The sequence below is a fragment of the Stenotrophomonas sp. FR010 genome (assembly GCF_047520755.2).
Taxonomy (GTDB): domain Bacteria; phylum Pseudomonadota; class Gammaproteobacteria; order Xanthomonadales; family Xanthomonadaceae; genus Stenotrophomonas; species Stenotrophomonas sepilia.
Genome location: NZ_JAXBQT020000006.1, coordinates 15,668 through 41,028 on the forward strand (window position 1 = coordinate 15,668; position 25,361 = coordinate 41,028).

Consider the following 25,361-nt stretch of genomic DNA (forward strand, 5'->3'; position numbering starts at 1 on the left):
GGAACGCTCACCGCAATCGGCGATAGATCGGCGCCAGTCGCTGCACCGACCATTTACCCAAGCGCAGTACCCATGGCGCCCGCTTCTGCAGAAGCCTGGCAAGTGCCAGGGTGTAGCGCACGGACTCGCTTTCCATCAGTGCCTGCAGCCGATAGGCCATTTCCGCGTTGGAGGCATCCCCCATGAACCCGCGCGGCGATACATGCGCACCAAAGATGAAGTACGCAGGCACCTCCAGTGAGCCGACACGCACGCGCTTGCGCTGCAGGCGCCGGCGCATCGCGATCTGGATCTGCTCCAAGTGCCGTTCATCTGGTTGCCCCTGATGCCGTGCAAGCACGTTCACGGCGGAAGTCACCATGAAGCGCGCACCCGACTGGCAGGCGCGCAGCATCATTTCCCATACTTCAAGTGCAGGGATGACGGGATCGAATGCGAAGCGCCTGGCAACCTCGGTCCGGATCACGTAGCTTTCCGGCGCCAGGCAGTTCTCGTAGAGTCCTGCGAGGCGTCCTTCACCATAGAAAATGCGGAATCCATCCGGGGCGACATTGCCGGCGATTACATCATCGGGATCCACGGTCACGCCCACCTGCCCCACGACCACATCAAAATCCGGGTGCGACGCCAATGCGCTCACCGCGACCTTGAGGAAGCCCGGCAGCAACTGGTCACCACCACGCACGAATCCAGCAAACGGCGTCTCAACCAGCGCAAGGCCCATGTTGCGCGCTACAGCGTCACCAACGGGCACCGCAAGCCGATGCACGGACAAACGCGGATCATTGCTACCCAGCTGGTCCAGCGCAGCGATATCGCGTGGGTCCCGCGAGGCATCGTCAATCACGATCAGCTTGTCAAGCGTCAGATTGGACGCGAGGATGCTATCCAGCGTATTCAATACGCGCCCCGCACTATCGCGGTTGACGACGACTACGGTCAATTGCCTGTCCAGGGGAACCGCAGCAGGTATTGCCACCGGATCAAGCCCCTTCCAGGGAAGCGGGTCCTTCGGCACCTCGACCGGCGACAGTCGGCCGGGGGTGCTTTCAAACAGGCCGCAAAGCGCGCGTGCCAGATCTTCGGCGCTCCCATCAAACGTGCTGCAGTTGTATCCATCCCGCCACGGACTGCCCGGCCCGAAAGCCGGATTCTGCGCGTTGAGCACGCAAGCTGCGCCTGACAGCGATGCCTCGTACGCAGCAAGGCAGAAAGACTCCCATGGCGATGGGAATACGCATACCGCGCCAGAAATGCTCTTCTCGCGCGCCGCACCGGTTACGCCACGGGCAAACACCACCCGGCTGCGCAGTTCCTCCGGCACCAGCGAGATGACATACTCCTGATAGCTCACATCAAAAGAATGCGCCAGGAAAACAATGTTGCCCTGATAACGCGGCCTGTCCCGCAGGAACTGGATGCAGCCACGGATGAAAGTATCCGGGCGCTTGATATCCTGCAGTTTCGAAGTGAACAACAGCGGCGTTGAATCATTGATCACGGTGGTCTGTGTGACCGGCTGCATCGTATCCAGCAACACCGGCGGAGCATGCAGGCGCAGGCGTGGAGTCCACTCCTCCTCGCTGAAGCCGTAGAACACGCGGAACGCCTCGGCAACCGGCGCGATCTGACCGACGATAATGTCGCAATCGGCCAGTGCCTTTCGCTCTAGGTCAAAGAGATTCAACCCGTGCACACTCTGCACGCGCGGCTCAAAATCGGCCAGGATGCTGTCTGTAGTGTGCAGGCGCACGGCCAGCGTGGCCGTCGTCAATGCGCTGCCAAGCAGCTTTTCCTGGGTTGCGGCGAACGCAGGTGCCCCCCAGTCCACGAACTCGACATACTCAAGCGGGCCTTTCAGGCGTTCCAGCTCGAGCAGCCCCTGCAGCACATGCACCGATTCCCAATGCAGCATGCTGTGGGTGAACGCCGACATTGGCGGGAAAATCTCCCCACGCTCGTCTACTTGTTGAAAGCGCGAATGCGGCCACGCGAGGAAGGTCACGCCCGGGTGGGCGACCGCGAACGCGTCCGCCTCGACGTTGTCGCCGACGTAAAGTACTGCCATCTCCGCGCGATCTTCTTCCGGCGCGGTCATCAGCATGTTCGCGATCACGCGTCCAATGCCACCGGCGGTAAAGGGGAAAAGTTCGCGGGTAACGAAAACCCTCAAGCCCATTTTTAGATTTCCATAAATTCTGAATATCGCTCGAAGGACAACGCCACCATCTGGCGCGAGTAGGACGACATCATGTCATCCATCTCCACTGCGGGAGCCGCCAATATCCGGCGCAGCGTCTGGCGCACATCGGCAACGCTGAGTGGATCGGCCACCTGGGTAATCTCGACATAGGGATGGTCTTCCAGCGCATCCATCCCCAGACGTCCCCGCAGCGCGGGAGTACCGGCAGCAAGTGCCTCCAACTCCACCATCGGATGGCAGTCGACGATGGAGGCATTCATCACTGCATCGGCTTGCGACATCGCCTCCATCATCTGCAACTGGCTGAGTTTTGGAAGACGCTTAACATTCTTGTCCACCCGGTACGGTAACGCGAAATCATCCGCCATCAGCCAAATGTTTGCCACTTCCGCGGTCGCAGCCGCGGCTGCGGCATTCGTGAAGATGTTCTTGTGAATCAGGTTCCAGGACGGAATGAATACGGTGGCTCCGGTCGCCCGCCGTGGAATGCGCTTGCCGGTATAGGCTGGCGGCATGTTATAGACCTGCCTCTGCCAGCCCGCTACATCTGCAAGCGCCGCATGGGAACCTGCGCGCATGACACTGACCCTGCGGATCAGACCAGTGCGGACCGCCTTGTAGGCCAACGCGAACAGGCGCCGTTCTTCAACATGGATCCACATCGAGGGCGCGCCATGCCAGACCATGTAGATCCGGTCGAATCCGGCTGCAGCGAGGCCTTTCACCCACTGCAACATGCCATCGGAGAATCCATGAATAACCAGCCGATTCACCTTGTTGGCGGCAAGCAGACGGGCCACCTCCTCAACATCGCCGGCGCCGGGCGCTGAGGTACTGGTCACCGCAAGCTTGTGTCCCGGGAGCGAGCCGCAGGCCGCACGGATACCGAACCACTCCTGATGCATGATGTGGCAGACCCGCTCATGCCCAACCACAGCCTGTGCGAATCGCATGTCACGGCGGGCGTTGAATTCGTACACCGGAGGTGCCGGCTGACCGACCGAGGCACTGCCACCCACCGGCGCTTCGAGGTATGGCATGGCGCGCTCTTCCGTTCGGCTGCTCAGGACCTGGCGGACCTGCTCACGGAGGCCCTGTTGCCATTGCAGGTGCTGGTTGGCGCTTTGGGCAGCTTCCAACCGGGCCTGCACCTGCTCAAGCTCTCGCTCCTGCTGCGCCAGCGATTCGACAAGCGTCGCTTCACGCGCATGCAGCGCTTCAATCCGCTCCAAGGACTGGACCTGCTGCACGGAGGTCTCGCCAGCCAGCACGCCGATACGCATCGCCAATGCCGGAAGCGCATCAATGGCTGCGGTAAGATGGCCTATACCATCCAGCAGGCCCACGTCATCGCCTAGATGCTGTCGCGCGATGTCCAGATTCGTTCGCGCGCGTTCTTCGGCCTGACGATAGAGCTCCACCGCATCACGCATCTGCGCGATGTCGCCGCCAAGCGTGGCACTTTCCACTTCCATGCCACGCGCAACAGCCGTGGTAGCTTCCAGCGTCCGCAACAGGTAGTCACCAGCGGTGATCGGTTCAAACCCGCGGGCGCCCGGCACACGAAGCTGGCGTGGGATCCCGGCGGCGGATTCGTGCAGAATGTAGATGGCATGGTCCGAAAGGATTCCGTCTTCGACGTCCACATTCATGTCCGGCGCCAACGTGCCGGCAACATCATGACTCCAGCAACCTGCGTGCCACAGGTTGGCCAGCAGGCTGATCGACACCGGTCGGTTCTCGATGAAGCACAGCCGTCCTTCGGGCGCCAGCAACGCACGCATCTGTGCAAGTACGTCTGCCGCCTGTTCGCGGTCGTTGTGGATCAACACCGAGACGGTGAAGATCACATCAAACTGCTCGCCCTGCATGGCGTCGGCCAACGAAGATCCGACGCGGATGCGATGCCCGATGTCTGCGGCCAGTTCAATAGGCGGTTCACGCAGCAGTGGCTCCACCATAGCAGGGGAGATATCGAAACCGAAGTAGTCCACGAAGGCATGCTGCGGCGGCAACCGCGCAAGACGTCCGAAGCCCACCCCGAAGTCCAGAACCCGAACCGGCCGCCCCAGTTGTTCGGAACGCTCGGCGAGGAATCCCACCAGCCACGCTTCCTGCCGGGCGTAATTGCTGTTGCCCGCCTCACGCCGGATCTTCTGCTGGTCGGCATAGAGATCACCGCTCCTGTTGATCCAGTAGTCCCGGTTACGAGTATTCATCAGGCACGGGCCTCTATCGGCTGATCGCTGGTGATGCGCCCATGCTCAAGATGCATGATGCGATTGCAGTTAGCGGCGATGATGTCCTGATTGTGGCTGGCCAGGACCAGAATGCTGGCCTTCTGTACGATTTCGGCGAGGCGTTGCTGAGCGCGGGCGTTGAAGTCCGCATCGCCGACACCCAACCATTCGTCCATCAGCAGAATCTCGGCATCGAAACTGGTGGCAATCGAGAACGCCAGACGCACCATCATGCCACTGGAGTACACGCGCACCGGCATGTTCACATACGGGCCAAGGCCCGAGAACTCGCAGATCTGCGGGATCTTGCTTTGGATCTCAGCACGGGAAAGCCCATGCAGCAGCCCCTTCAACCGGATGTTCTCGACACCGGTTGCTTCGAAATCCATGCCCATCGTCACGTCCAGCAGATTGGCAACGCGCCCCTGGCTGCGGATGTAGCCAGAAGTTGGCTCATAAACGCCCGCAAGTGTTTTCAGCAACGTGGTCTTGCCTGCTCCGTTATGGCCGACGAGACCCAGCTTGTCACCCTCACGCAGGTTGAAGGTGACGTTCTGGAGAGAATCCACTACGGTCACGTTGCGGCTGGTGGGAGCCACGCGCCCGCCGGTAACGGCGGACATGATGGCTCCCTTCATGGAGCGGTTGTTGGTGCCATAGATCGGCAGCTGGACGCTGCAGTCGACCACTTCAATGAAGGTCATGGTGTTACACCCACAGCGAGATCTTGTGGCGATTTGCCGCCAGGAAGGGAAGCGCGATCACAAACGCCGCGGCGATGAAGGCGAGTACGAAGTAGTACGAGTGCGCTTCTGGAACCTGTCCCATCAGCGGCATGCGCACGATCTGGATGAAGTGGTAGATTGGATTGATATCGGCAACCCAACGATGCGGGCCCAGCATGTCCGCCTTCCAGATGATCGGCGTCATGAAGAAGCCGAGCTGCATGAAGTTTGCGATCGCGGGTTGCAGGTCGCGGAAGCGAGCAGACAGCATGCCGAATATCGCCGTAATGGGAATGGTCGCCAGCACAATCAGGGCAACGCCCGGCAAAGCGAGCAACCAAACCAGCTCCGGCTCGATCTTGAGAAATACAACAAACGGCAGATAGGCGACTGCCCCATGCAGGAACACGATGAAGGTTCGTGTCACCAACCGCATCACATGAAGCGTCATTGGCAGCCGCATCGAACGGATCAGATTCTCCGAAGCAGTGAACGTGGTACATCCCTCCTGCACTGTGGTCGAGATGTAGATCCACACAATATCGCCAAGAGCGATGTAGGGCAGATAGTCCCGAAGGTTCATCCGGAACAACTGGCTGTAGAGCAGGCCAATACCGAGGATCAGCACAAACATGCTGATGGTAATCCAGAAGGGACCCAAGACTGATCGGCGATACTTGTGCTTGATGTCAAGTAGTGCCAACGCCGTCCAAGCACGCCAGGCTCCCATGCCTTCGGCAATGTCACGAATGAACGCCGGGAGAGCCTTCATCTGAGTATCGTGGCTGCTGATTCGGACCGGACGCCGATCAGCTTCCGCCTTCAAAATAGTTTCGGTGTTCAAGCCAATGCTCCTTCCAGATCCACCTGCAGATCCCCCAACTCTTCCACACCCACGCTCAGCCGCACCAGTGCATCACTGATCCCCAGCTGCTCCCGGCGCGCCACCGGGATCGAGGCATGCGTCATCACCGCCGGATGGTTCACCAGGCTCTCCACGCCGCCCAGCGACTCGGCCAGGGTGAACAGTTCGGTCTTCTCGCAGAAACGCTTGGCCGCCTCGAAACCGCCCTTGAGCACGATCGAGACGATGCCGCCGTAGCCGGCCATCTGCTTGCTGGCCAGCTCATGCTGCGGGTGCGACGGCAGGCCCGGGTAGATCACCTTTTCCACCGCCGGGTGCTTTTCCAGCCACTGCGCCAGCGCCACCGCATTGGCACAATGCGCCTTCATGCGCAGCGGCAATGTCTTCAGGCCGCGCAGGGCCAGGAAGCTGTCGAACGGGCCCTGCACGCCACCCACCGAGTTCTGCAGGAACGCCATCTGCTCGGCCAGCGGCGCGTTGTCGCCGACCACGACCATGCCACCTACCATGTCCGAGTGACCGTTGAGGTACTTGGTGGCCGAATGCAGGACCAGGTCCGCGCCCAGCTCCAGCGGACGCTGCAGCATCGGCGAGGCGAAGGTGTTGTCGACCACCACGATCAGGCCATGGCGCTTGGCGATGGCAGCGACCGCGGCGATGTCCACGATCTTCAGCATCGGGTTGGTCGGGGTCTCGATCCACACCATCTTGGTCTTCGGCGTGATGGCGGCTTCGAATGCCGCCAGATCGGTCAGGTCGACGAAGCTGAAATCCAGCCCGGCGGTGCGGCGGCGCACGCGCTCGAACAGGCGGAAGCTACCGCCGTAGATATCGTCCATCGCCACCACGTGGCTGCCGGCGTCCAGCAGCTCGATCACGGTCGAGCTGGCCGCCATGCCCGAAGCAAAGGCAAAGCCGCGGGTACCGCCTTCCAGCGAGGCCACGCAGCGCTCATAGGCAAAGCGCGTCGGGTTGTGGGTACGCGAGTACTCGAAGCCCTGATGCTCGCCCGGGCTGGACTGCGCATAGGTCGAGGTGGCGTAGATCGGCGGCATCACCGCGCCGGTGCTGGGATCGGGTGACTGGCCGCCGTGGATGGCCAGCGTGGCCAGGGCCAGCGCGCGGTCGGGCGAAGAGGAGTTGGACATATCGTTTCCTGAATGGCGCCGACGTGCGGCGCCGTCAAAGGATCGGGAGTCTATCAGCGCAGCCTTAACGAGCTTTGACGCGAATAAACCGGAATTCAGCGGTGAACGGCAGCGATCAGCGGCTTACTGCACGCGACGGCGCAGATAGTTCAGCAGGTCGATGCGGGTGATCAGGCCGAGGAAGGCGTCACCGTCCATCACGATCGCCACCTGCCCGCGGTCGAACACCGGCAGCAGGGCCTCGATCGGCGACTTCACGTCCAGCCGGTCCAGCTTGCTGACCATCGCGGTGGCCACGGTGTCGCGGAAGCGCGCTTCGTCGCCGTAGACATGCAGCAGCACGTCGCTTTCATCGACGATGCCGACCAGCTGGTCACCGTCCATCACCGGCAGCTGCGACACGTCATACAGCTTCATGCGCTGGTAGGCGGTGGTCAACAGGTCGTTCGGGCCGATCACCACCGTGTCGCGCTGGCCGTACGGGCGCAGGATCAGGTCGCGCAGGTCGCCGTGCTGCGGGCGCTGCAGGAAGCCGTTGTCCAGCATCCAGTAGTCGTTGTACATCTTCGACAGGTACTTGTTGCCGGTGTCGCAGACCAGCACCAGCACCTTCTTCGGCGTGGTCTGCTCCTTGCAGTACTTCAGCGCCGCGGCCAGCAGGGTGCCGGTGGACGAACCGCCGAGGATGCCTTCCTTGCCCAGCAGCTCGCGCGCGGTGTGGAAACTCTCGGCATCGCTGATGGCATAAGCCTTCTTGACACGGCTGAAGTCGGAGATCGAGGGCAGGAAGTCCTCGCCGATGCCTTCCACCAGCCAGCTGCCCGACTTGTCGTTGAGCACGCCGTCGTTGATGTACTCGGCCAGGATCGAGCCGACCGGATCGGCCAGCACCAGCTCGGTCTTCGGCGAAAGCCTGGCGAACGCACGCGACAGGCCGGTCATGGTGCCGGAGCTGCCGCAGCCGAACACGATGGCGTCGAGGTCACCGCCCATCTGCTCGAGGATCTCCGGGCCGGTGCCGAACTCATGCGCGGCCGGGTTGTCCGGGTTGCCGAACTGGTTGATGAAATAGGCGCCCGGGGTCTGCTCGGCGATGGTCTTGGCCAGGTCCTGATAGTACTCGGGATGGCCCTTGGCGACGTCCGAACGGGTCAGGCGCACTTCGGCGCCCATCGCCTTCAGGTTGAAGATCTTTTCGCGGCTCATCTTGTCGGGAACGACGAGGATCAGCTTGTAGCCCTTCTGCTGGGCCACCAGTGCCAGGCCCAGGCCGGTGTTGCCGGCGGTACCTTCGACCAGGGTTGCGCCCGGCTTCAGGTCACCCCGCTGCTCCGCCGCCTCGATCATCGACAGGCCGATGCGATCCTTGATCGAACCGCCCGGGTTGGCGCTCTCGAGCTTCAGGTAAAGCTCGCAAACGCCGGTGTCCAGGCGCTGGGCCTTGACGATCGGGGTCTGGCCGATGAGTTCGAGGACGGAAGAATGGATGGGCATTCGGAGGACTTTCGATTCGCGCCACGCAGGGCCGGACCGATGATTATCCGACGGATGGCGCTGAATGTCAGGTCGGCGCGGAGATGCCGCCCGCCGGCCCTGTAAAGGGATGCGGGCGGCCCCGGATCGACGAGGAGACCGGTACCGCTCGCATCGGTGAGTGGTGCCTGCAGGCCAAGGCACCACCGCCTGTGGTGCCTTGGCGCGGTCGCCTCATCGGCGGTGCCGCGATGCCGGGGCAGAAGCGCCCGGCGGGGCCATCGATGGCCGGGTCACGCCGTTCCGGGCGCGACGGAGTGCGTCAAAGCGTGGGGGACGTCGTTGGGAGCGGTGTTTCGTACATTCGCAGAAGACGTTGCTTGGCCAGCAGCTTCTCACGCTTCATGCGACCCAGGGTGACATCATCGATCGGGAGTACACCCAACTCCGCGTCCATGCACTTCTTGTTCAACTTGCGGTGCTGGTCATGGAGTGCCCTGAACTCCGGATCACGCGCGCGACGGGCGTCGATCTCGCTCTGGGGCTGATCTTCAAACATGATGGACCTCCTTCGACAGATACACGAACGCCCCGGCCGCAAGGCACGGGGCGTTGTTCATGGAGGAGTGCCGGTCGATGACCACCTGGACGCCTGCAACGACCTGCGGCACTGGCCTGCGCACGTCGATCTGCTGCGGTTCGCGCCCTGCTTGCATCGGCCCGGCCCTCCCATCGTCCGGTCCGCGGCATTGCGTCCCGGACGATTGACCCTACGCCTGCTCAAGGCGGGGTACAAGACCCCTGCGTCAAAAAGACCGAACCCCGCCGGGGCGGGGTTCAGGCTGAATGCTCATCGCAACGAAAAACAAACAATATCAATGCATTACGGCGCGATGATGACCTCGGCCGAGCGCGCCCGGGTGGACGCAGCCTTCTTGCCGCTGACCTGGATCCGGTTGCTGGCGACACCACCCGCGACCAGGGCGTCGCGCAGCGCTTCGGCACGCTTCTGGCCCACGCCGTTGGCGCTGTCGTAGGCCTCGATGCGCAGGCGCCCCTTCTTGCCGATGTTCAGGTACTCGGCCAGGGCCTTGGCCTGGTTGCGGGCGCCACCCGACAGGCTGGAGGCGCCTGCGGCGAACGCGTCACCACCGAAGGTGAAGACCTCACCGCGAGCGTCGAACTTCGAACCGGGCAGCTTCTGCCCGGACACCAGCTCGGCTTCCTCCCGGGCCAGCCTGGCAGCGTTCTGCTGGGCAGCGCTCAGACGCTGCTGCTGCTTGCCGGCCACGCTGGTCAGGGCATTCTCGGCGTCCTGGCGGGCCAGGGTCTCGGCCTCGGCCGCCTGGCGCAGGCGTTCGGCCTCCTCGGCCTGCATCTGCGCCTGCATGCGCAGCTGCTCGGCTTCCTGGCGGGCACGGGCGGCATCGCGGCGGCTGGCCTCGATCAGCAGGTCGCTGCGGGTACGCTCCAGGCGGTCGACCTCGCGCGCGGCCAGCGCGGTGCGCACGGCGGTCTCGGCAATCTCCACCCGGCGCTCGGCCAGGTACGTGGCCAGCTCCTGGTCGCGGCGCTTGGCCTTGTCCAGGGTGGCGATCGCCTGCTGCGCCTGCATGCGCTCGAAGGCGCCCAGCTCAGCGGTATCGGGGTTGGCCTGGATGGCCATCAGGCGCTGGCTCAGCTGCGCCACCATCGGGTTGTCGGCGGCCGTGGCCAGGGTCGGCAGCGCCAGCAGCGCGGCCAGGGTTGCGGCGGTCATCGGCTTCACCGGCGGTCCTCCCCGGTCGACAGCTGGCGTTGCAGCTGGTTGACCTCGTTGCGACGCAGCTGCAGCTGCGCGGTGACGGTGGCTTCCTCACTACGGACGCGGGCCAGATCGGCATCGGCTGCAGCGCGCAGGGCCATCGCCGGGGCGTTCTTGCGCTCGCGGCGGTCGCCGGCGGCGCGCTGGGCCTGCTCCAGCCCCTGCCGGGCCAGCCCGATCAGGTCCGGGGCGTACTGGTCGGCATCGGCCTGGGTGGCCTTGTCGACCGCCTGCCGGGCCTGCGCCAGTTCCAGGGCAGCGTCCTGCGCCCAGGCGGGGGCAGACAGTGCGAATGCAAACGCCATCACATACAGGCCATGGCGCATTCGTGCGAAGCTAAGTCGTTTCATTGGGGAGGCCGTACCGGTTGTCGGTTCACGGCCATTGTCGTCAAGCCGACACCGTGCTGGCAACGGGCGTCGGCCGTTTCGTTGGGGAAAATTCGCAATGGATATCGGCTACTTCCTGAAGCTGATGACCGAAAAGAACGCTTCGGACATGTTTCTGACCACCGGGGCACCGGTCTACATCAAGATCGAAGGGAAGCTCTATCCGCTGGGCAACACCGGCCTGCCGCCGGGCATGGTCAAGAAGATCGCCTACTCGCTGATGGACGAGGGCCAGGTGCCGCAGTTCGAGCGCGAGCTGGAGCTCAACATGGCCATCGCGCTGCCCGATGCCGGGCGCTTCCGCGTCAACGTGTTCAAGCAGCGGGGCGAGGTCGGCATGGTCATCCGCGCCATCCGCAGCCGGATTCCGAGCATCGAGGAGCTGAACCTGCCGCAGGTGCTGAAGGACGTCATCATGACCCCGCGCGGGCTGGTGCTGGTGGTGGGGTCCACCGGCTCCGGCAAGTCCACCTCGCTGGCGTCGATGATCGACCACCGCAACAGCACCACCACCGGTCACATCCTCACCATCGAGGATCCGATCGAGTACCTGCACAAGCACAAGATGTCGATCGTCAACCAGCGCGAGGTCGGCCTGGACACCCATGCCTTCCACAACGCGCTGAAGAACGCGATGCGTGAAGCGCCGGACGTGATCCTGATCGGCGAGATCCTGGATGCGGAAACGATGGAGGCGGCAATCGCCTTCGCCGAGACCGGCCACCTGTGCCTGGCGACCCTGCACTCCAACAATGCCGACCAGACCATCGAGCGCATCCTCAACTTCTTCCCGGAAAGCGCGCACAAGAACGTGCTGATGAACCTGGCACTGAACCTGCGTGCGGTGATCAGCCAGCGCCTGGTGAAGAACAAGGAGGGCCGTCGCCTGCCGGCCACCGAGGTGCTGATCAACACGCCGATGATCCGCGACCTGCTGCGCCGCGGCCAGGTGCACGAGATCAAGGCGGCGATGGAAGCCTCGCTGGAAGAAGGCATGGAGAGCTTCGACCAGTGCCTGTTCCGGCTGGCCAAGGCCGGCACCATCGAGCAGGAGGAAGCGCTGCGCGCGGCCGACTCGCGCGATGGCCTGGCCCTGAAGTTCCGCCTGTCCGAAGGCAGCAGCGGCGAGCACGACCCGTACGCGGATTTCTCGGCGGGCGCACCCAGCATCACCCACGGCTTCTGATCCCACGAAAAAGGGGACGGAGGGGATCAAGTCGTTTATGCACTGGCGACTTGATCCCCTCGATCCCCTTTTTCTGAAGAGTTCAGGGGCGGTCTCATCCAATGAGACCCCTCATTCGTAGGTTTCCTCAATGGAAACCATCCGCAAGCTGGCCATTCTGGCTGATGCCGCCAAGTACGATGCCTCCTGCGCCTCCAGCGGCTCGGGCAAGCGCGATTCGCGCGCCAGCGGCGGTATCGGCAGCACCGAGGGCATGGGCATCTGCCACAGCTACACGCCCGATGGCCGCTGTGTTTCGTTGCTGAAGATCCTGCTGACCAACTTCTGCGTCTACGACTGCGCCTATTGCGTGAACCGGGTTTCCAGCAGCGTGCCCCGTGCACGTTTCAGCGTGGATGAGGTGGTCACGCTCACCCTGGACTTCTACAAGCGCAACTACATCGAGGGCCTGTTCCTGTCCAGCGGCATCATCCGCAATGCGGACTACACCATGGAACAGATGGTGGAAGTGGCCCGGCAGCTGCGCGAAGAACACCGCTACGCCGGCTACATCCACCTCAAGACCATTCCCGAGGCCTCGCCGGAACTGCTGGCCAGTGCCGGGCGCTATGCCGACCGCCTGTCCATCAACGTGGAACTGCCGACCGAAGCCGGCCTGAGCGCCTTGGCGCCGGAGAAGACGGTTCATTCCATCCGTGGCGCGATGGGCGAACTGCGCTGGCGCATCGAGGAAGCCAAGGAAGCTCGCAAGGCCCCCGCAGCGGTGGCACCGACGGCCAGCCGCAGCACTCGCCCGCGCCCTCCCCGTTTCGCACCGGCCGGGCAGAGCACCCAGATGATCGTCGGCGCGGACGGGGCAAACGACCGGCAGATCCTGGCCAGCGCCGACAGCCTGTACGGCAACTACCGCATGCGCCGGGTCTACTACTCCGCGTTCAGCCCGATTCCGGACGCCAGCCGGCAGTTGCCACTGCAGCCGCCACCGCTGCAGCGCGAACATCGCCTTTACCAGGCTGACTGGCTGCTGCGCTTCTACGGGTACGGCGTGGATGAGATTACCGATACCACCCAGGACGGCATGCTCGACCTGGATATCGACCCGAAGATGGCCTGGGCGATCCGCCACCCCGAGCGCTTTCCGGTCGATCTGAACCGGGCACCGAAGGAGATGCTGCTGCGCGTGCCCGGCCTTGGCGTGCGCAACGTCAAGCGCGTGCTGATGGCGCGCCGTCACGGGCGGCTGCGCGTGGCCGACCTCGCACGCCTGAAGGCACCGATGAGCAAGCTGCTGCCGTTCGTGCTGCTGGCCGACCATCACCCGCGCAAAGCACTGGACGACCCGGCGGCGCTGCGCGCGCAGCTGGCCCCGCCGCCGCGACAGGGGTCGCTGTTCGATGCCCCGTCCGCGGCCTGACGCGCAGCGCTGGTCGCTGCGGGTGGATCCGCCATGGTCGCTGGAGGCCTGGCGCAGCGGTGCGCGCGAAGCCCTGCTGCGTGGCGTCACGCCGGAGCAGCTGGACTGGCTCGAGGGCAGCGACGCATCACTGCTGGACGCGCCAGCGGTCACCTCGGCACCCGCACAGGCCGATGCTGGCGCACCGACGGTACCGCGCGACTTCCTGGAGCTGGCGGCCACCTGCCTGTGCCATCGCGACGGACAACGCATGGCCCTCCTGTACCGGTTGCTGTGGCGCATCGCCCATGGCGAACGCTCGGTGCTGTCAAACCCCGCCGATGCCGACGTACTGCGGGCGATGGCCATGGCACAGGCGGTCCGCCGCGACACGCACAAGATGAAGGCATTCGTGCGCTTCCGCGAAGTGCCTGGCCAGCCTGATGCATTCATCGCCTGGTTCGAGCCACAGCACCACATCGTCGACCGGGTCGCGCCGTTCTTCGCGCGCCGCTTCACCGGCATGCGCTGGGCCATCCTCACGCCTTCGCGCAGCGTCGCCTGGGATGGGCAGGCGCTTGCCTTCGGCCCCGGTGCACGGCGCGAGGATGCCCCGGCCGAGGATGCACGCGAGTCGCTGTGGCAGACCTACTACGCCAGCATTTTCAATCCGGCCCGGCTCAACACGCGGATGATGACGCAGGAGATGCCGGCCAAGTACTGGCGCCATCTGCCTGAAGCGCAGTTGCTGCCACGCCTGGTGCGCGATGCGGCCGACCGCGTGCAGGAAATGCATGACCGTCCCGCGCAGGCACCGCAACGCAGGATTCCGCTGCGAGCGAACCCTCCGGCATCGGCAGCCGAAGCCAGCAGCCTGGACAATCTGCGCGGACAGGCCAGCGCCTGCCGCCAGTGCCCGTTGTGGGAGCAGGCCACGCAGACCGTGTTCGGACAGGGGCCGGCAGGGGCCGGGGTGATGCTGGTCGGAGAACAACCCGGCGACACCGAGGATCTGCGCGGGCAGCCGTTCGCGGGACCCGCCGGCCAGGTGCTGGACCGCGCACTGGCGGAGCTGGGAATCGATCGCGCCCAGCTGTACCTCACCAACGCGGTGAAGCACTTCCACCATGAGCGGCGCGGCAAGGTGCGGCTGCACAAGCGGCCGGAGAGCCGTCACATCCAGGCCTGCCGGCCCTGGCTGATGGGTGAGATCGCGCGCGTGCGGCCCCAGGTGATCGTGTGCCTGGGCGCGACAGCGGCAGCCTCGGTATTCGGTCGTGACTTCGACCTCTCGCGTGACCGCGGGCGCTGGCACACCCTCGAGGACGGCACCCGCGGCTACGCCACGGTGCACCCGGCGTGGGTGCTGCGACAGGCCGGCGATGCCCGCCGCGAGGAGGCCTACCGGTTGTTCCGCGATGACCTGGCCCGATTGCAACAGAAAGGGGACGGAGGGGATCAAGTCGTAAATGCACCTACGACGTGATCCGCTCCGTCCCCTCTGCTTTCAGGCGGCGTCGGGCTGGTTTTCCGGGCGCGCGCGGTCGAAGGCGTCCACTGCCTGGCACGCCGCTTCGATGCGGCGCAGGGTCGGGTACGGCGTCAGGTCCAGGCCGAAGCGGTGTGCGTTGTACAGCTGCGGCAGCAGGCAGATGTCGGCCAGGCCAGGACGGTCGCCGTGGCAGAAGGTGCCGGTGTCGCGGCTGTTGGCCAGCATCGCTTCCATCGCGTCAAAGCCTTCGGCGATCCAGTGCAGGGTCCACTGCGTGCGGGCGTCGGCAGGCAGCTGCAGGTCGCGTTCCAGGTACTGCATCACCCGCAGGTTGTTGATCGGATGGATATCGCAGGCCACAAGCTGCGCCAGCGCCCGCACCCGTGCGCGGCCCGCAGCATCGGCCGGCAGCAGCGGCACCTGTGGGAAGCGCTCTTCCAGGTACTCGATGATCGCCAGTGACTGGGTCAGCGTATGCCCATCATGCAGCAGGGTCGGCACCAGCTGCTGCGGATTGAGCGCGCGATAAGCCTCATGGTGCTGCTCGCCACCGTCGCGCACCAGATGCACCGGCCGCGCCTCCCAGGCCAGGCCCTTCAGCTCCAGGCCGATGCGCACGCGGTAGGCGGCGCTGGATCGCCAGTAGGTGTACAGCACGATGCCGTCGTCGACCGGAATCTCCATCGCCGCCTCCATGCTCAGGGCTTGGCCGCCTGTTCGATGCGCTGCTCGATCGCACCGAAGATGCTGTTGCCGGCAGCGTCGAGCATCTCGATGCGGACCACGTCGCCGAAGGACATGAACGGCGTGCTCGGCTTGCCGTCACGCAGGGTCTCGACCACGCGCTGCTCGGCGAAGCACGAGGCACCCTTGCTGGTGTCTTCATTGGCGATGGTGCCCGAGCCGACGATGGTGCCGGCACCCAGCGGGCGGGTCTTGGCCGCATGCGCGACCAGCTGGGCGAAGTTGAACTGCATGTCCACGCCCGCCTCCGGCGCACCGAACCACTGGCCGTTGATGTGGGTCAGCAGCGGCAGGTGCACCTTGCTGTCCTGCCACGCAGCACCCAGCTCATCGGGGGTGACGAACACCGGCGACAGCGCCGAACGCGGCTTGGACTGCAGGAAGCCGAAGCCCTTGGCCAGCTCGCCCGGGATCAGGTTGCGCAGCGAGACATCGTTGACCAGGCCGACCAGCTGGATGTGGCCGGCGGCCTGTTCGGGGGTGGCCGCCATCGGCACGTCGTCGGTGATCACCACGATCTCCGCTTCCAGGTCGATGCCGTAGTCCTCGCTGACCACCTTGACCGCATCGCGCGGGCCGTAGAACCCCGCACTGGTGGCCTGGTACATCAGCGGGTCGGTGTAGAAGCTCTCCGGCACCTCGGCGCCACGGGCGCGGCGCACGCGCTCGACGTGCGGCAGGTAGGCGCTGCCGTCGACGAATTCATAGGCACGCGGCATCGGTGCGGCCAGCGCCTGCGGATCGAGGTCGAATACGCCATCGGCGTCGCCAGCGTTGAGTGATTCGTACAGGGCGTTCAGGCGCGGTGCGATGTGGCTCCAGTCCTCCAGGGCCTGCTGCAGGGTGGCGGCAATGCCGGTGGCGCGCACGCCGTGGCGCAGGTCACGCGAGACGACGATCAGGGTGCCGTCGCGGCCGCCTTCCTTCAAAGAACCAAGCTTCATGGGTGGGTGTCCGGAGTCGTGGGCAAACAAGTTTCAAGTGTAATCAAATCTGCGGCGACGCCAAGCTGCAGCGCGGCATCGGCCCACCCTACCGCAGGAGGGGGTTCGGCAGGGCTTGCAGCCCTGCACCTGCAGAAGCAACGGCAACGTCAAAAGCCTGCATTCCGTGGGATGGCGGGGCGGTGTGGGTGGGCAGGACACGCCGTAAACCCATCCCTGGGGGCTCGATGGCGCCATCCATGGCGCCAACGGTCCTGCCCGCCCACACCGCCCCACCCCCGACAGGTTCCCAATGACTGATCGAACATCCACATCATTCATCGTCGAGATCCGTCAGACACCGAAATTGATCGAATGAGATTCGACAGATCGCGGAAAACTGTCGAAGGCGGGGTGGGTCCGGTGACAGGGGCGTGAGCTGCATGGATGCGGCGACCGAGCTTACATGGACGTACTTGCAGCGTCCCCTGCCACCGGACCCACCCCGCCTACCCACAGGAACCCGGCCTTTGACGTTGCTTCAGCCTCTGCGGGTGCAGGGCGCAGCCCTGCAGAGAACCCCTACCTGAACCGGCCTTTTTGCGTGAAGTCTCAAACATCGGTTAGACTTGCGTGGTCTGCAGCGGCCGTCCGTTTCCCTTCGGGATCGCCGGCGACCAGGGTCCGCCCTCTTCGCCCGCCCCCACTCCGACGCCGTTCGTCACGCATTCCAGCCTGCGCTTCGTGCCGGCTGCACCCAATTCTCGCAGCGCGGTTCACGGGAACGCTCCGAGTCAGCCGATCACTTTGATCTGCCCCCGTCTGTCCGCTCGGACAGGCGTTTCTTGTACCTGGAGCAATCTCAATGTCTTTTGAATCGCTGGGCCTGGCGCCCTTCCTGCTGCGTGCGCTTGCCGAGCAGGGCTACGAAACCCCGACCCCGATCCAGCAGCAGGCGATCCCGCTGGCGCTGGCCGGTCGCGACCTGCTGGCCGGCGCACAGACCGGTACCGGCAAGACCGCCGCGTTCGGCCTGCCGCTGCTGCAGCACCTGGGCACCGCCTCGCAGGAAGTGCGTGCCGGCCCGCGCAAGCCGCGTGCGCTGATCCTGGCCCCGACCCGCGAACTGGCCACCCAGGTGCATGACAGCCTGCGCGGCTACAGCAAGTACCTGCGCATTCCCAGCGCCTGCATCTACGGCGGCGTCGGCATGGGCAACCAGCTGGACATCCTGCGCCGTGGCGTGGACCTGCTGGTGGCCTGCCCGGGCCGCCTGATCGACCACCTGGAGCGTCGCAGTGTCGACCTGTCCGGCATTGAACTGCTGGTGCTGGATGAAGCCGACCGCATGCTCGACATGGGCTTCCTGCCGTCGATCAAGCGCATCCTGGCCAAGCTGCCGAAGCAGAACCGCCAGACCCTGCTGTTCTCGGCCACCTTCGAGGACAACATCCGCCAGCTGGCGCTGGAGTTCATGCGCAACCCGGAACAGATCCAGGTGACGCCGAAGAACACCGTGGCCGAAACCATCACCCACCGCGTGCACCCGGTCGATGCCGGCCGCAAGCGCGACCTGCTGCTGCACCTGCTGGCGCAGGACAGCCGCGAGCAGACCCTGGTGTTCGCCCGTACCAAGCACGGCAGCGACAAGCTGGCCACGTTCCTGGAAAAGTCGGGCATCAAGACCGCGGCGATCCATGGCAACAAGAGCCAGGGCCAGCGCCTGCGTGCGCTGGGCGACTTCAAGGCCGGCCGCGTGACCGTGCTGGTGGCCACCGACATCGCTGCGCGCGGCATCGACATCAACGAGCTGCCGAAGGTGATCAACTTCGACCTGCCGATGGTGGCCGAGGACTACGTGCACCGCATCGGCCGGACCGGCCGCAACGGCGCCACCGGCCAGGCGATCTCCCTGGTGGCGCAGGATGAAGTGAAGCTGCTGCGCGCGATCGTGCGCCTGCTGGGCCGCGACATGGACATCCGCGATGTGCCGGGCTTCGAGCTGCAGACGCCGATCCGCTGGGGCAACAGTGCGCCGGGCAAGGCCGAGCACGATACCGGCGAGCGCGCACCGCGCAAGAGCCACGCACGCCGTCCGCACGGTGATGCGCCGCGCCATGCGCATGCCGGCCCGAAGAAGGCCGGCGGTGGCCGTCGCGAGGGCGGTGGCAACGGCCAGCAGCGTGCGGGTGCAGGCGCCGGTCAGGGCCAGCGTCGTGGCGGTGGCGGTAATGGTGGCGGCCGTGGCCGCGGCCAGGGAGGCAATGGCGGCGGTCGCGCCGGCTGATCACAGCTGACAGCTGTTGTGCTTCCCGTTGCGCGGGAGGCTATCGAGGGACGGCGCTGACGCGCCGTCCTTTTTTGTTGCTGGCTACCGGGTGATGAAGCACGCGGTGGCGGCACCGAGGGCGGATGGGCATGGGGGCAGCGCAGAACACGCTGTAAATACGTCCATGTAAGCTCGATGGCGCCATCCATGGCGCCAACGGTTCTGCGCTGCCCCCATGCCCATCCGCTTCAAGCATTGCCTGCGCCTTCTTCTCCCGCAGGGTAGCCGGGAGAAGAAAGATCAAATTCAAATTCAAGTTCAAAGGCAAAAGCCGAAGTCGCAATTCCTGGCTGTGCTTTTGCTTTTGCCCTTGCTCCCGTCTTGGGGTCTGATGCGTCCGCGCCCGCAGGAAACCGTCGAGGGGCGGCCGGGCGGGCTGCGCAGGACCGTTGGCGCCATGGATGGCGCCATCGAGCCCCCAAGGACGGGTTTACGGCGTGTACTGCGCAGCCCGCCCGGCGCCCCCACACGCATCAGTCAAGGCGCCAAACACCTCAACCCCGCGCCTTACTCGGATTCACCAGATTCCCGAAGAAGATCGCGTTGATCAGCAACCGGTCCGTCCCGTGCCAGTGCTTCCGGTGCGCCGGATCATCGGCAAACAGCACGACGTTGCCCTGCCCCTGCGCCGACACCAGCAGCCACGCGCTGCCGGCCACCCGCGCACGGTTGCGCTCGGAAAGATAGCCATTCACCCGCGGCGGCGTGTCGATGCGTACCACCGTGGAGAATGAGTTCGCACTCGGCTGCAGCGTCACTGTGTTCTCCTTGTTGATCGCCAGTTGCCGGCGCGGCACGCCGAACGCCAGCGGATGACTGGTGTCCACATCGGCGCTGAGGATGTTGCCGCTGACCCGCTCGATCGCGGCGATGTCGCGCTGGTCGCCGAACGCACGGCGGCTCTCGTCGGCAGTCTCTTCTTCCTTGCCGAGCTTCTCGCCGTCGGCAAGCTTCTGTTCGATCGCCCACTTCGAAGCACTGCCGTAGGTCACCAGTGAACCACCGGCCTGCACCCAGCGCTTCAGTGCAGCCACCGCCGTGGTATCGACGCCGGTGTAGGTCCCCCCGGACAGCACGATCGTGGTGTAGCGGTCCAGGGACACTTTGCCCAGCTGCTGTGGGTCCAGCTTGCTGGCCGGAAGGTGCAGTTGCTGGTCGAGCAGGAACCAGGCCGAGCCGATCTCGGTGGCGGCCACGCCCTCCCCCATCACCAGCGCAACCGCGGGTTTGCGCAGCGCCTTGACGCCGTCACTGCCCAGATCGATGCCTTCGCGGCTGCGGCCACTGGACAGCGCGTGCACCTGCACACCTGCCTCGCGCGCGGCCGATGTCACTGCCTCAAGCAGCGCCGCGCCCTGCAGCGTTTGCCCGGCAACTGGAATCACCAGGCTGCCGGCGGCGAAGCTGACGTCGCCCTGCGCGGTCGCCGTGGTGAACGGCTGGAATGCCGCACGTGCGCTCACGCCTTTGCCCTGCAGCGCGGCCAGCGCGCGCCCGGCGTTGTAGTCGCGCCAGTCGATCGCGTACGCGAATCCGGCCTGGCCACCCAGCACCGCACCCTGCTCCGCCGGCAGCGCGGTCACGCGTGCGCCACCGTCGACGCGGCTGCGGCTGCCGGCGAACGCCACGCCGTAGGCCGGTGCGATCGCATAGCTGGTGCTGCCGTAGAACACATCCCCCTTGATTGGCGGCGTCTCGGCAAAGATCGAATGCACCAGGCGGAACTGCGCCTGCTGCACCGGCACCACGTAGGCGCTGCCGGCATCGAAGCGCTGCCCATCGACGGTGACTGCACGCTCCAGCGCGCGTACCTCGATGCGATGCAGCAGCAACAGTTCCAGCAGGCGGCGGGTCAGTGCCGGATCATGCGCATCACCGAACACGAAGCTCTTCACCGGCTGCTGTGCGGCCTGCTTCAGCGCGCTCTGGAAGAACTGCTTCTGCAGGTCGAACAGGCCGCTGCGCTCAGCTACCGCACCACGCACCGTGCCCAGCCCGGTGGCGACCTGGTTGCGGATGGTGAACGGGAAGGTCAGCAGGCCGTTCACCGATTCCTGCACGCGGCCACGCGAACTGGCCTGCTCGACGGTGACGCCGACCGCGCCGTGGAAGTCCGGATAGGTCGAGCCATACACCGGCGAGAAGTTGTCGAAATTCTCGCCGGTGTAGTACAGCGAACCCAAGGCATCCAGCGCCTGCGCGTGGTACCTGGCCAGGGTCTTGTTGAACTCGTACGACGGCGCCGGAATCAACGGGCTGTGCATGCTCTTCGGCGAAGGCTCGAAGTAGTACGTGCTGTCCTTGCCCATTTCGTGGAAATCGATCTGCACGTTCGGGTACCACTGGTGGAACACCTCTACCTTCGGCCGTGAGTCCTGCTGGGTCAGGGCAAGCCAGTCGCGGTTGAGATCGGTGAAATAGTGGTTGGTGCGACCCTGCGGGAACGGCTCGACATGTTCCTTGTCGGCGGGGTCGGCCGACGCCGGATCGGAGGCCCAGGCATTGTGCCAGTTGGCGGCACGGTCGCGGCCGTCCGGATTCTGTGCCGGATCGAACAGCACCACCGCGTGCTGCAGCCACTGCTGGGTTTCGGCACTGCGGTTGGCCACCAGGTAGTACGCCGTCAGCATCGCCGCCTCGGCACTGGAGGTCTCGTTGCCATGCACGCTGTAGCCCAGCCACACCACCACCGGGCTGCCACCGGCCGCGCTGCGTGGTTGCGCCGGATCGACCAGGGTCGCGTGCTGTTGGCGGATCTGTTCCAGCCGCGCATGATTGCCTGCAGCGGTGACGGTGGCGATCAACAGCGGGCGGCCCTCGTAGCTGCGGCCGATCTCGCGCACGCTGATCTTGTCCGAGCGTCTGGCCAGCTCCTGGAAGTACGCCACCAGTTGGTCGTGCCGGGTGTAGCGGCTACCGATCGGGTAGCCGAGGAACTGCTCCGGCGTCGGCACCGCTGCATCGAAGGCTGCCGCATCCGTGGCCTGCGGGAAGAAATAGGCACTCTGTGCCTGCGCCGGCTGCGGGCAGGACAGTACAGTGGCGGCGGCAAGCAGCAACGGAAGAACGGCACGGCGATGCAAGGACACGGTGACTCCCCTGGAACACAACGGCAGACAGTTGCGCGGCCGGTCCCTTCAGGTGGCCGGCCGCGGCGGGTGGATCAGAAGCGGTAATCGAAGCCCAGCGTGAAGTAGCGGCCGCGCAGGTCGTACTGGCTGAAGTCGTACGGCGCGCGGATGCCCGGGAACGAGGCGTCGTACGGCGGCGTCTTGTCGGCCAGGTTCTGCACCTTGGCATACAGCGTCAGCTTGTCGATGCCGGTGTAGGCCAGGTACAGGTCGTACTGGCTGTAGCTGCCGACGCGCTGCTGCACGGCCTTGGCTGCGGTGCTGGCTTCCTGGCGGTAGCTGCTGGTGTAGTACCAGGTCACGGCTGCGTTGAAATCACCGTACTTCCAATCCAGCGTGGTGGTGGCCTTGTCCTTGGGCAGGGTCGCGCCCAGGTTGCTGCCGGCGTAGTCGACCAGCGGGCCACCGACCACGGTCGGGCGACGGTAGTCGCGCACGTGGGTGTAGGCCGAGGACACGGTGAAGTCACCCAGCGCCGCGGTCGGGATGCGCTGGCGCAGTTCGACGTCGATGCCCGAGGTCTTCAGCTCGCTCAGGTTCTGGTAGCGGTTGTAGACCGCCTGCAGCTTGCCGCGTTCATCGCGCTGCACCGCGCCGGCCACGTTGTCGTTGACCAGGGTCTGGGTGTTGTTGGTGCCGACCAGGTTGTCCAGCTGGATGCGGTAGTAGTCCACGCTCAGGTTGGTGTTGGCCCACGGCGACAGCACCACGCCGAAGTTCACGCTCCTGGTGCGCTCGGGCTTCAGCGCGTTGTTGCCAACGGTGAAAAAGGTAGGGTTCTGCCGCGAGCCCGGCACGTCAGGATCACGCGGATCGACCACGCTGCCGTAGGCGATGCTGGTGCTGTTGGAGTTTTCCGACAGCGACGGCGCACGGAAGCCCTTCGAGGCCGATGCACGTACCAGCAGGAAGTCCAGCGGCTGCCAGCGCAGGCCGATCTTCGGCGAGAACGCATCGCCGAAATCATCATAGTGATCGGCGCGTGCAGCGGCGGACAGCTCCAGCGTCGATGCCAGCGGTACGTTCACTTCGGCGTAGGCGGCACTGACCTCGCGCTGGCCATGCACTTCGGCAATGGCCGGGCGCACCTGCAGGCCGGCATCGATCTGCCACGGGTTGTTGGAATCGAGCTTCTCGCGGCGCCACTCGGCACCCGCGGCGAAGCCGATCTCGCCGGCCCAGGTGCGGCCCAGGCTGCCGGAAATCTTCGCATCGATGCCCTGCAGCTTGGACTCGGCCGGACGCAGCGTGGCGATGTTGATCGAATCACGCACCGACTGCGGCGTGGCTGCCGGGTCAAGCAGGTTGTAGCTGCCCGTGGACAGTGCGTTGGCCAGCGCCCAGCGGTTGGCGAAACCACCGGACACAGTCTCCCGCTCACTGCTGCGCGCACCGAATGCAGCCACTTCCCAGTCCCAGTTGGCGGTGGTGCCACGCAGGCCGAACACACCGCGATAGGCGGTGGAGCGGTTGGTCTTGATCGTGCCGCCGAGGTCGAAGAAGGTGTACTCGATCGGGATCGCACGGCCGTACGGGTTGTACGGATTGCTGGCCGGCAGCAGCGACGACACCGGCTCGGCCAGGCCGCTGTTCGCGTTCAGTGCGAAGCGGCCGCTTTCCAGGGTGAAGAACGGGCTGCTGCCGAACCACGCGGCGCTCTTGATCTGGCTGTACAGCACTTCGCCGAAGGCTTCGACGTTGTCGTTCAGGCGGAAGGTGCCGTTGGCGTAGGCCTGATAGCGCTTGGTAGAGGGGATCAGCGTGGTGAACGGTGCCTGGTTGAAGCCGCAGGTATCACCGGACAGGCCATCGATCGGCGCGCTGGCAACGCGGGTGGTGCCGGCCGGGCAGTTGCCGTTGGCATCGAGCATCGGCACCGACACGCCGTTGACCAGGTAGCGTGCGCCCTTGGCCGACCAGCCGTTCCAGCGGCCACCGGGCTTGTCGGTGTAGATGCCACTGCGGGTCAGGTTGCGCTCGTCCTGGTCCAGGCGCTCGCGGTTGTAACCCTGCAGGCTGAAGAGGATGTTGTAGCCGTCGGTGTCGAGATCACCGAGGCCGCCGACGAACTTCAGGTTCTGCTCGTGCAGGCCGCCCTGGTCGGCACCGCCGAAGCTGCCGCCGATCTCGGCGCCTTCGAAGTTCTGCCGGGTGATGATGTTGACCACGCCGGCCACGGCGTCGGAACCGTATACCGCCGAGGCGCCGTCCTTGAGCACTTCAATGCGCTCGACCGCGACCAGCGGCAGCGCATTGAGATCGACGAAGGTGTCGGACAGGCCACCGGCCGGGAAACCGTAGTTGGCCAGGCGGCGGCCGTTGAGCAGCACCAGCGTGTTCTTCTGCGACAGGCCACGCAGGCCGATGCCGGCCGAGCCGGACGCCCAGCCGTTGTTGGTGGTTTCGTTGGCGGCGTTGCCGGTGTTGGCCGAGATCGAACGCAGCACGTCGGCCACGGTGGCCTTGCCGGTCTGTTCCAGCTGCTGGCGACCGATCACCTGCACCGGGTTGGAGGCCTCGGTATCGGTACGCTTGATATTGGAACCGGTGACACGCACGGCGGCCAGGGTATTGGCGTCGCCAACGGCGTCGGCGGAGTTTTCGGCGGCGGCGGACAAAGGCGCGGCCAGAGCGACGGCCAGGGCCGCCACGAGCAGGGTGTGCTTGGGCATGACGATGTGGGGAGGTGGTAAGGACGACGAAGTTCCGCAGTAGTCCATGCCTGGCCCGGGTCCGGCCAATAACATCTCTTCATACGGATATAAGAGAAACTATCATCTCTTCATCCGGATGGAAAGAGTTACTTCACGAAAGCCCGACATCCACTCAGGATGGCCGGCCACCTGCGGCGTACAATTGCGCCATGGAAATCTTCAAAGTCTTCATGCTCGAGGCGGCGCACCGCCTTCCCAACGTGCCGCCGGGGCACAAGTGCGCGCGCCTGCACGGCCACTCGTTCCGGGTGGAACTGAAGGTCGAGGGCGAGCCCGGCGCGCAGACCGGCTGGATCATGGACTTCGGCGACGTCAAGGCGGCCTTCCAGCCCATCTATGACCGCCTGGACCATCACTACCTCAACGACATCCCCGGCCTGGAGAACCCGACCAGCGAGAACCTGGCGGTGTGGATCTGGAACGAACTCAAGCCCAGCCTGCCGGCGCTGAGCGAGATCACCGTACACGAAACCTGCACCTCCGGCTGCCGCTACCGCGGTCCGACGGCCTGATCAACTCATTGATCTGAAAGGTTTTTCAAAGGCGCCCTGAGCGCCTTTGTTATTTTTGTTGCATTGCCGCATCAAGGGCGTATGCTGCAA

At 65.0% G+C, this 25,361-nt stretch carries 18 protein-coding genes; 5 read left to right on the forward strand and 13 right to left on the reverse strand.

Translation table 11 applies throughout. From position 1 onward, the window contains the following. Positions 1-7: 7 nt before the first annotated feature. From ACM0PK_RS07080 to ACM0PK_RS07120, 9 genes are all read right to left on the reverse strand, one after another. Positions 8-2,179, reverse strand: a complete 2,172-nt coding sequence (locus ACM0PK_RS07080) for a glycosyltransferase (protein WP_414606960.1) — start codon at positions 2,177-2,179, stop codon at positions 8-10. A 2-nt stretch (positions 2,180-2,181) separates the two neighbouring features. Continuing rightward, positions 2,182-4,422, reverse strand: coding sequence for a methyltransferase (locus tag ACM0PK_RS07085; RefSeq protein WP_414606961.1), 2,241 nt, complete (start codon positions 4,420-4,422; stop codon positions 2,182-2,184). Beyond that, positions 4,422-5,147, reverse strand: coding sequence for an ABC transporter ATP-binding protein (locus ACM0PK_RS07090; RefSeq protein ID WP_012509968.1), 726 nt, complete (start codon positions 5,145-5,147; stop codon positions 4,422-4,424). The genes ACM0PK_RS07085 and ACM0PK_RS07090 overlap by 1 nt, the downstream gene beginning before the upstream one ends. A 4-nt stretch (positions 5,148-5,151) precedes the next feature. Beyond that, the gene (locus ACM0PK_RS07095) at positions 5,152-6,012 is read right to left on the reverse strand and encodes an ABC transporter permease (RefSeq protein WP_143592520.1); all 861 of its coding nucleotides are present in this window, start codon (positions 6,010-6,012) and stop codon (positions 5,152-5,154) included. After that, a complete protein-coding gene (locus ACM0PK_RS07100) occupies positions 6,009-7,181 on the reverse strand; it encodes a cystathionine gamma-synthase (protein ID WP_414606962.1) in 1,173 nt (390 codons plus the stop codon). Before ACM0PK_RS07100 ends, ACM0PK_RS07095 begins: the two co-directional genes overlap by 4 nt. Before the next feature lie 123 nt (positions 7,182-7,304). Further along, positions 7,305-8,675 carry a pyridoxal-phosphate dependent enzyme gene (locus ACM0PK_RS07105; protein ID WP_049416902.1) on the reverse strand — a complete coding sequence of 457 codons (1,371 nt, stop codon included), beginning with the start codon at positions 8,673-8,675 and terminating at the stop codon, positions 7,305-7,307. A gap of 301 nt (positions 8,676-8,976) precedes the next feature. Further along, positions 8,977-9,213 (reverse strand): HP1242/YdcH family protein, encoded by a 237-nt coding sequence (locus ACM0PK_RS07110; RefSeq protein ID WP_005407964.1) that lies wholly within the window; start codon positions 9,211-9,213, stop codon positions 8,977-8,979. A 324-nt stretch (positions 9,214-9,537) separates the two neighbouring features. Further along, the gene (locus tag ACM0PK_RS07115) at positions 9,538-10,422 is read right to left on the reverse strand and encodes an OmpA family protein (protein ID WP_080375071.1); all 885 of its coding nucleotides are present in this window, start codon (positions 10,420-10,422) and stop codon (positions 9,538-9,540) included. Then, a complete protein-coding gene (locus tag ACM0PK_RS07120; RefSeq protein WP_005415160.1) occupies positions 10,419-10,784 on the reverse strand; it encodes a DUF4398 domain-containing protein in 366 nt (121 codons plus the stop codon). Before ACM0PK_RS07120 ends, ACM0PK_RS07115 begins: the two co-directional genes overlap by 4 nt. Before the next feature lie 121 nt (positions 10,785-10,905). On the opposite strand from ACM0PK_RS07120, the gene ACM0PK_RS07125 reads away from it, so the two are divergent. The 3 genes from ACM0PK_RS07125 to ACM0PK_RS07135 all read left to right on the forward strand — a co-directional run bounded on the left by ACM0PK_RS07125 (position 10,906) and on the right by ACM0PK_RS07135 (position 14,912). Continuing rightward, positions 10,906-12,033 (forward strand): PilT/PilU family type 4a pilus ATPase, encoded by a 1,128-nt coding sequence (locus ACM0PK_RS07125; protein ID WP_049416904.1) that lies wholly within the window; start codon positions 10,906-10,908, stop codon positions 12,031-12,033. 130 nt (positions 12,034-12,163) lie between these two features. Then, on the forward strand, positions 12,164-13,447 hold the full coding sequence (locus tag ACM0PK_RS07130) for a putative DNA modification/repair radical SAM protein (protein ID WP_414606963.1): 1,284 nt from the start codon (positions 12,164-12,166) through the stop codon (positions 13,445-13,447). Further along, on the forward strand, positions 13,428-14,912 hold the full coding sequence (locus tag ACM0PK_RS07135) for a UdgX family uracil-DNA binding protein (protein ID WP_414606964.1): 1,485 nt from the start codon (positions 13,428-13,430) through the stop codon (positions 14,910-14,912). Before ACM0PK_RS07130 ends, ACM0PK_RS07135 begins: the two co-directional genes overlap by 20 nt. Positions 14,913-14,933: 21 nt before the next feature. On the opposite strand, the gene maiA is transcribed toward ACM0PK_RS07135, so the two are convergent. Then, the gene (maiA, locus tag ACM0PK_RS07140) at positions 14,934-15,602 is read right to left on the reverse strand and encodes a maleylacetoacetate isomerase (RefSeq protein WP_111200780.1); all 669 of its coding nucleotides are present in this window, start codon (positions 15,600-15,602) and stop codon (positions 14,934-14,936) included. 14 nt (positions 15,603-15,616) lie between these two features. After that, complete coding sequence (locus tag ACM0PK_RS07145; protein WP_065179110.1) at positions 15,617-16,606, reverse strand: fumarylacetoacetate hydrolase family protein; 990 nt, start codon at positions 16,604-16,606, stop codon at positions 15,617-15,619. Between the two features lie 844 nt (positions 16,607-17,450). On the opposite strand from ACM0PK_RS07145, the gene ACM0PK_RS07150 reads away from it, so the two are divergent. Then, the gene (locus tag ACM0PK_RS07150) at positions 17,451-18,872 is read left to right on the forward strand and encodes a DEAD/DEAH box helicase (RefSeq protein ID WP_180885621.1); all 1,422 of its coding nucleotides are present in this window, start codon (positions 17,451-17,453) and stop codon (positions 18,870-18,872) included. 536 nt (positions 18,873-19,408) lie between these two features. Here the strand turns inward: ACM0PK_RS07150 and ACM0PK_RS07155 are convergent. Both ACM0PK_RS07155 and ACM0PK_RS07160 read right to left on the reverse strand, forming a co-directional pair. Beyond that, positions 19,409-22,003 (reverse strand): M14 family zinc carboxypeptidase, encoded by a 2,595-nt coding sequence (locus tag ACM0PK_RS07155; protein ID WP_231352520.1) that lies wholly within the window; start codon positions 22,001-22,003, stop codon positions 19,409-19,411. Between the two features lie 74 nt (positions 22,004-22,077). Then, positions 22,078-24,717 (reverse strand): TonB-dependent receptor, encoded by a 2,640-nt coding sequence (locus ACM0PK_RS07160; protein ID WP_231352519.1) that lies wholly within the window; start codon positions 24,715-24,717, stop codon positions 22,078-22,080. A 191-nt stretch (positions 24,718-24,908) separates the two neighbouring features. Here ACM0PK_RS07160 and queD point away from each other — a divergent pair, with 191 nt between their 5' ends. After that, positions 24,909-25,271, forward strand: coding sequence for a 6-carboxytetrahydropterin synthase QueD (gene queD, locus ACM0PK_RS07165; protein WP_005407953.1), 363 nt, complete (start codon positions 24,909-24,911; stop codon positions 25,269-25,271). Positions 25,272-25,361 lie beyond the last annotated feature (90 nt).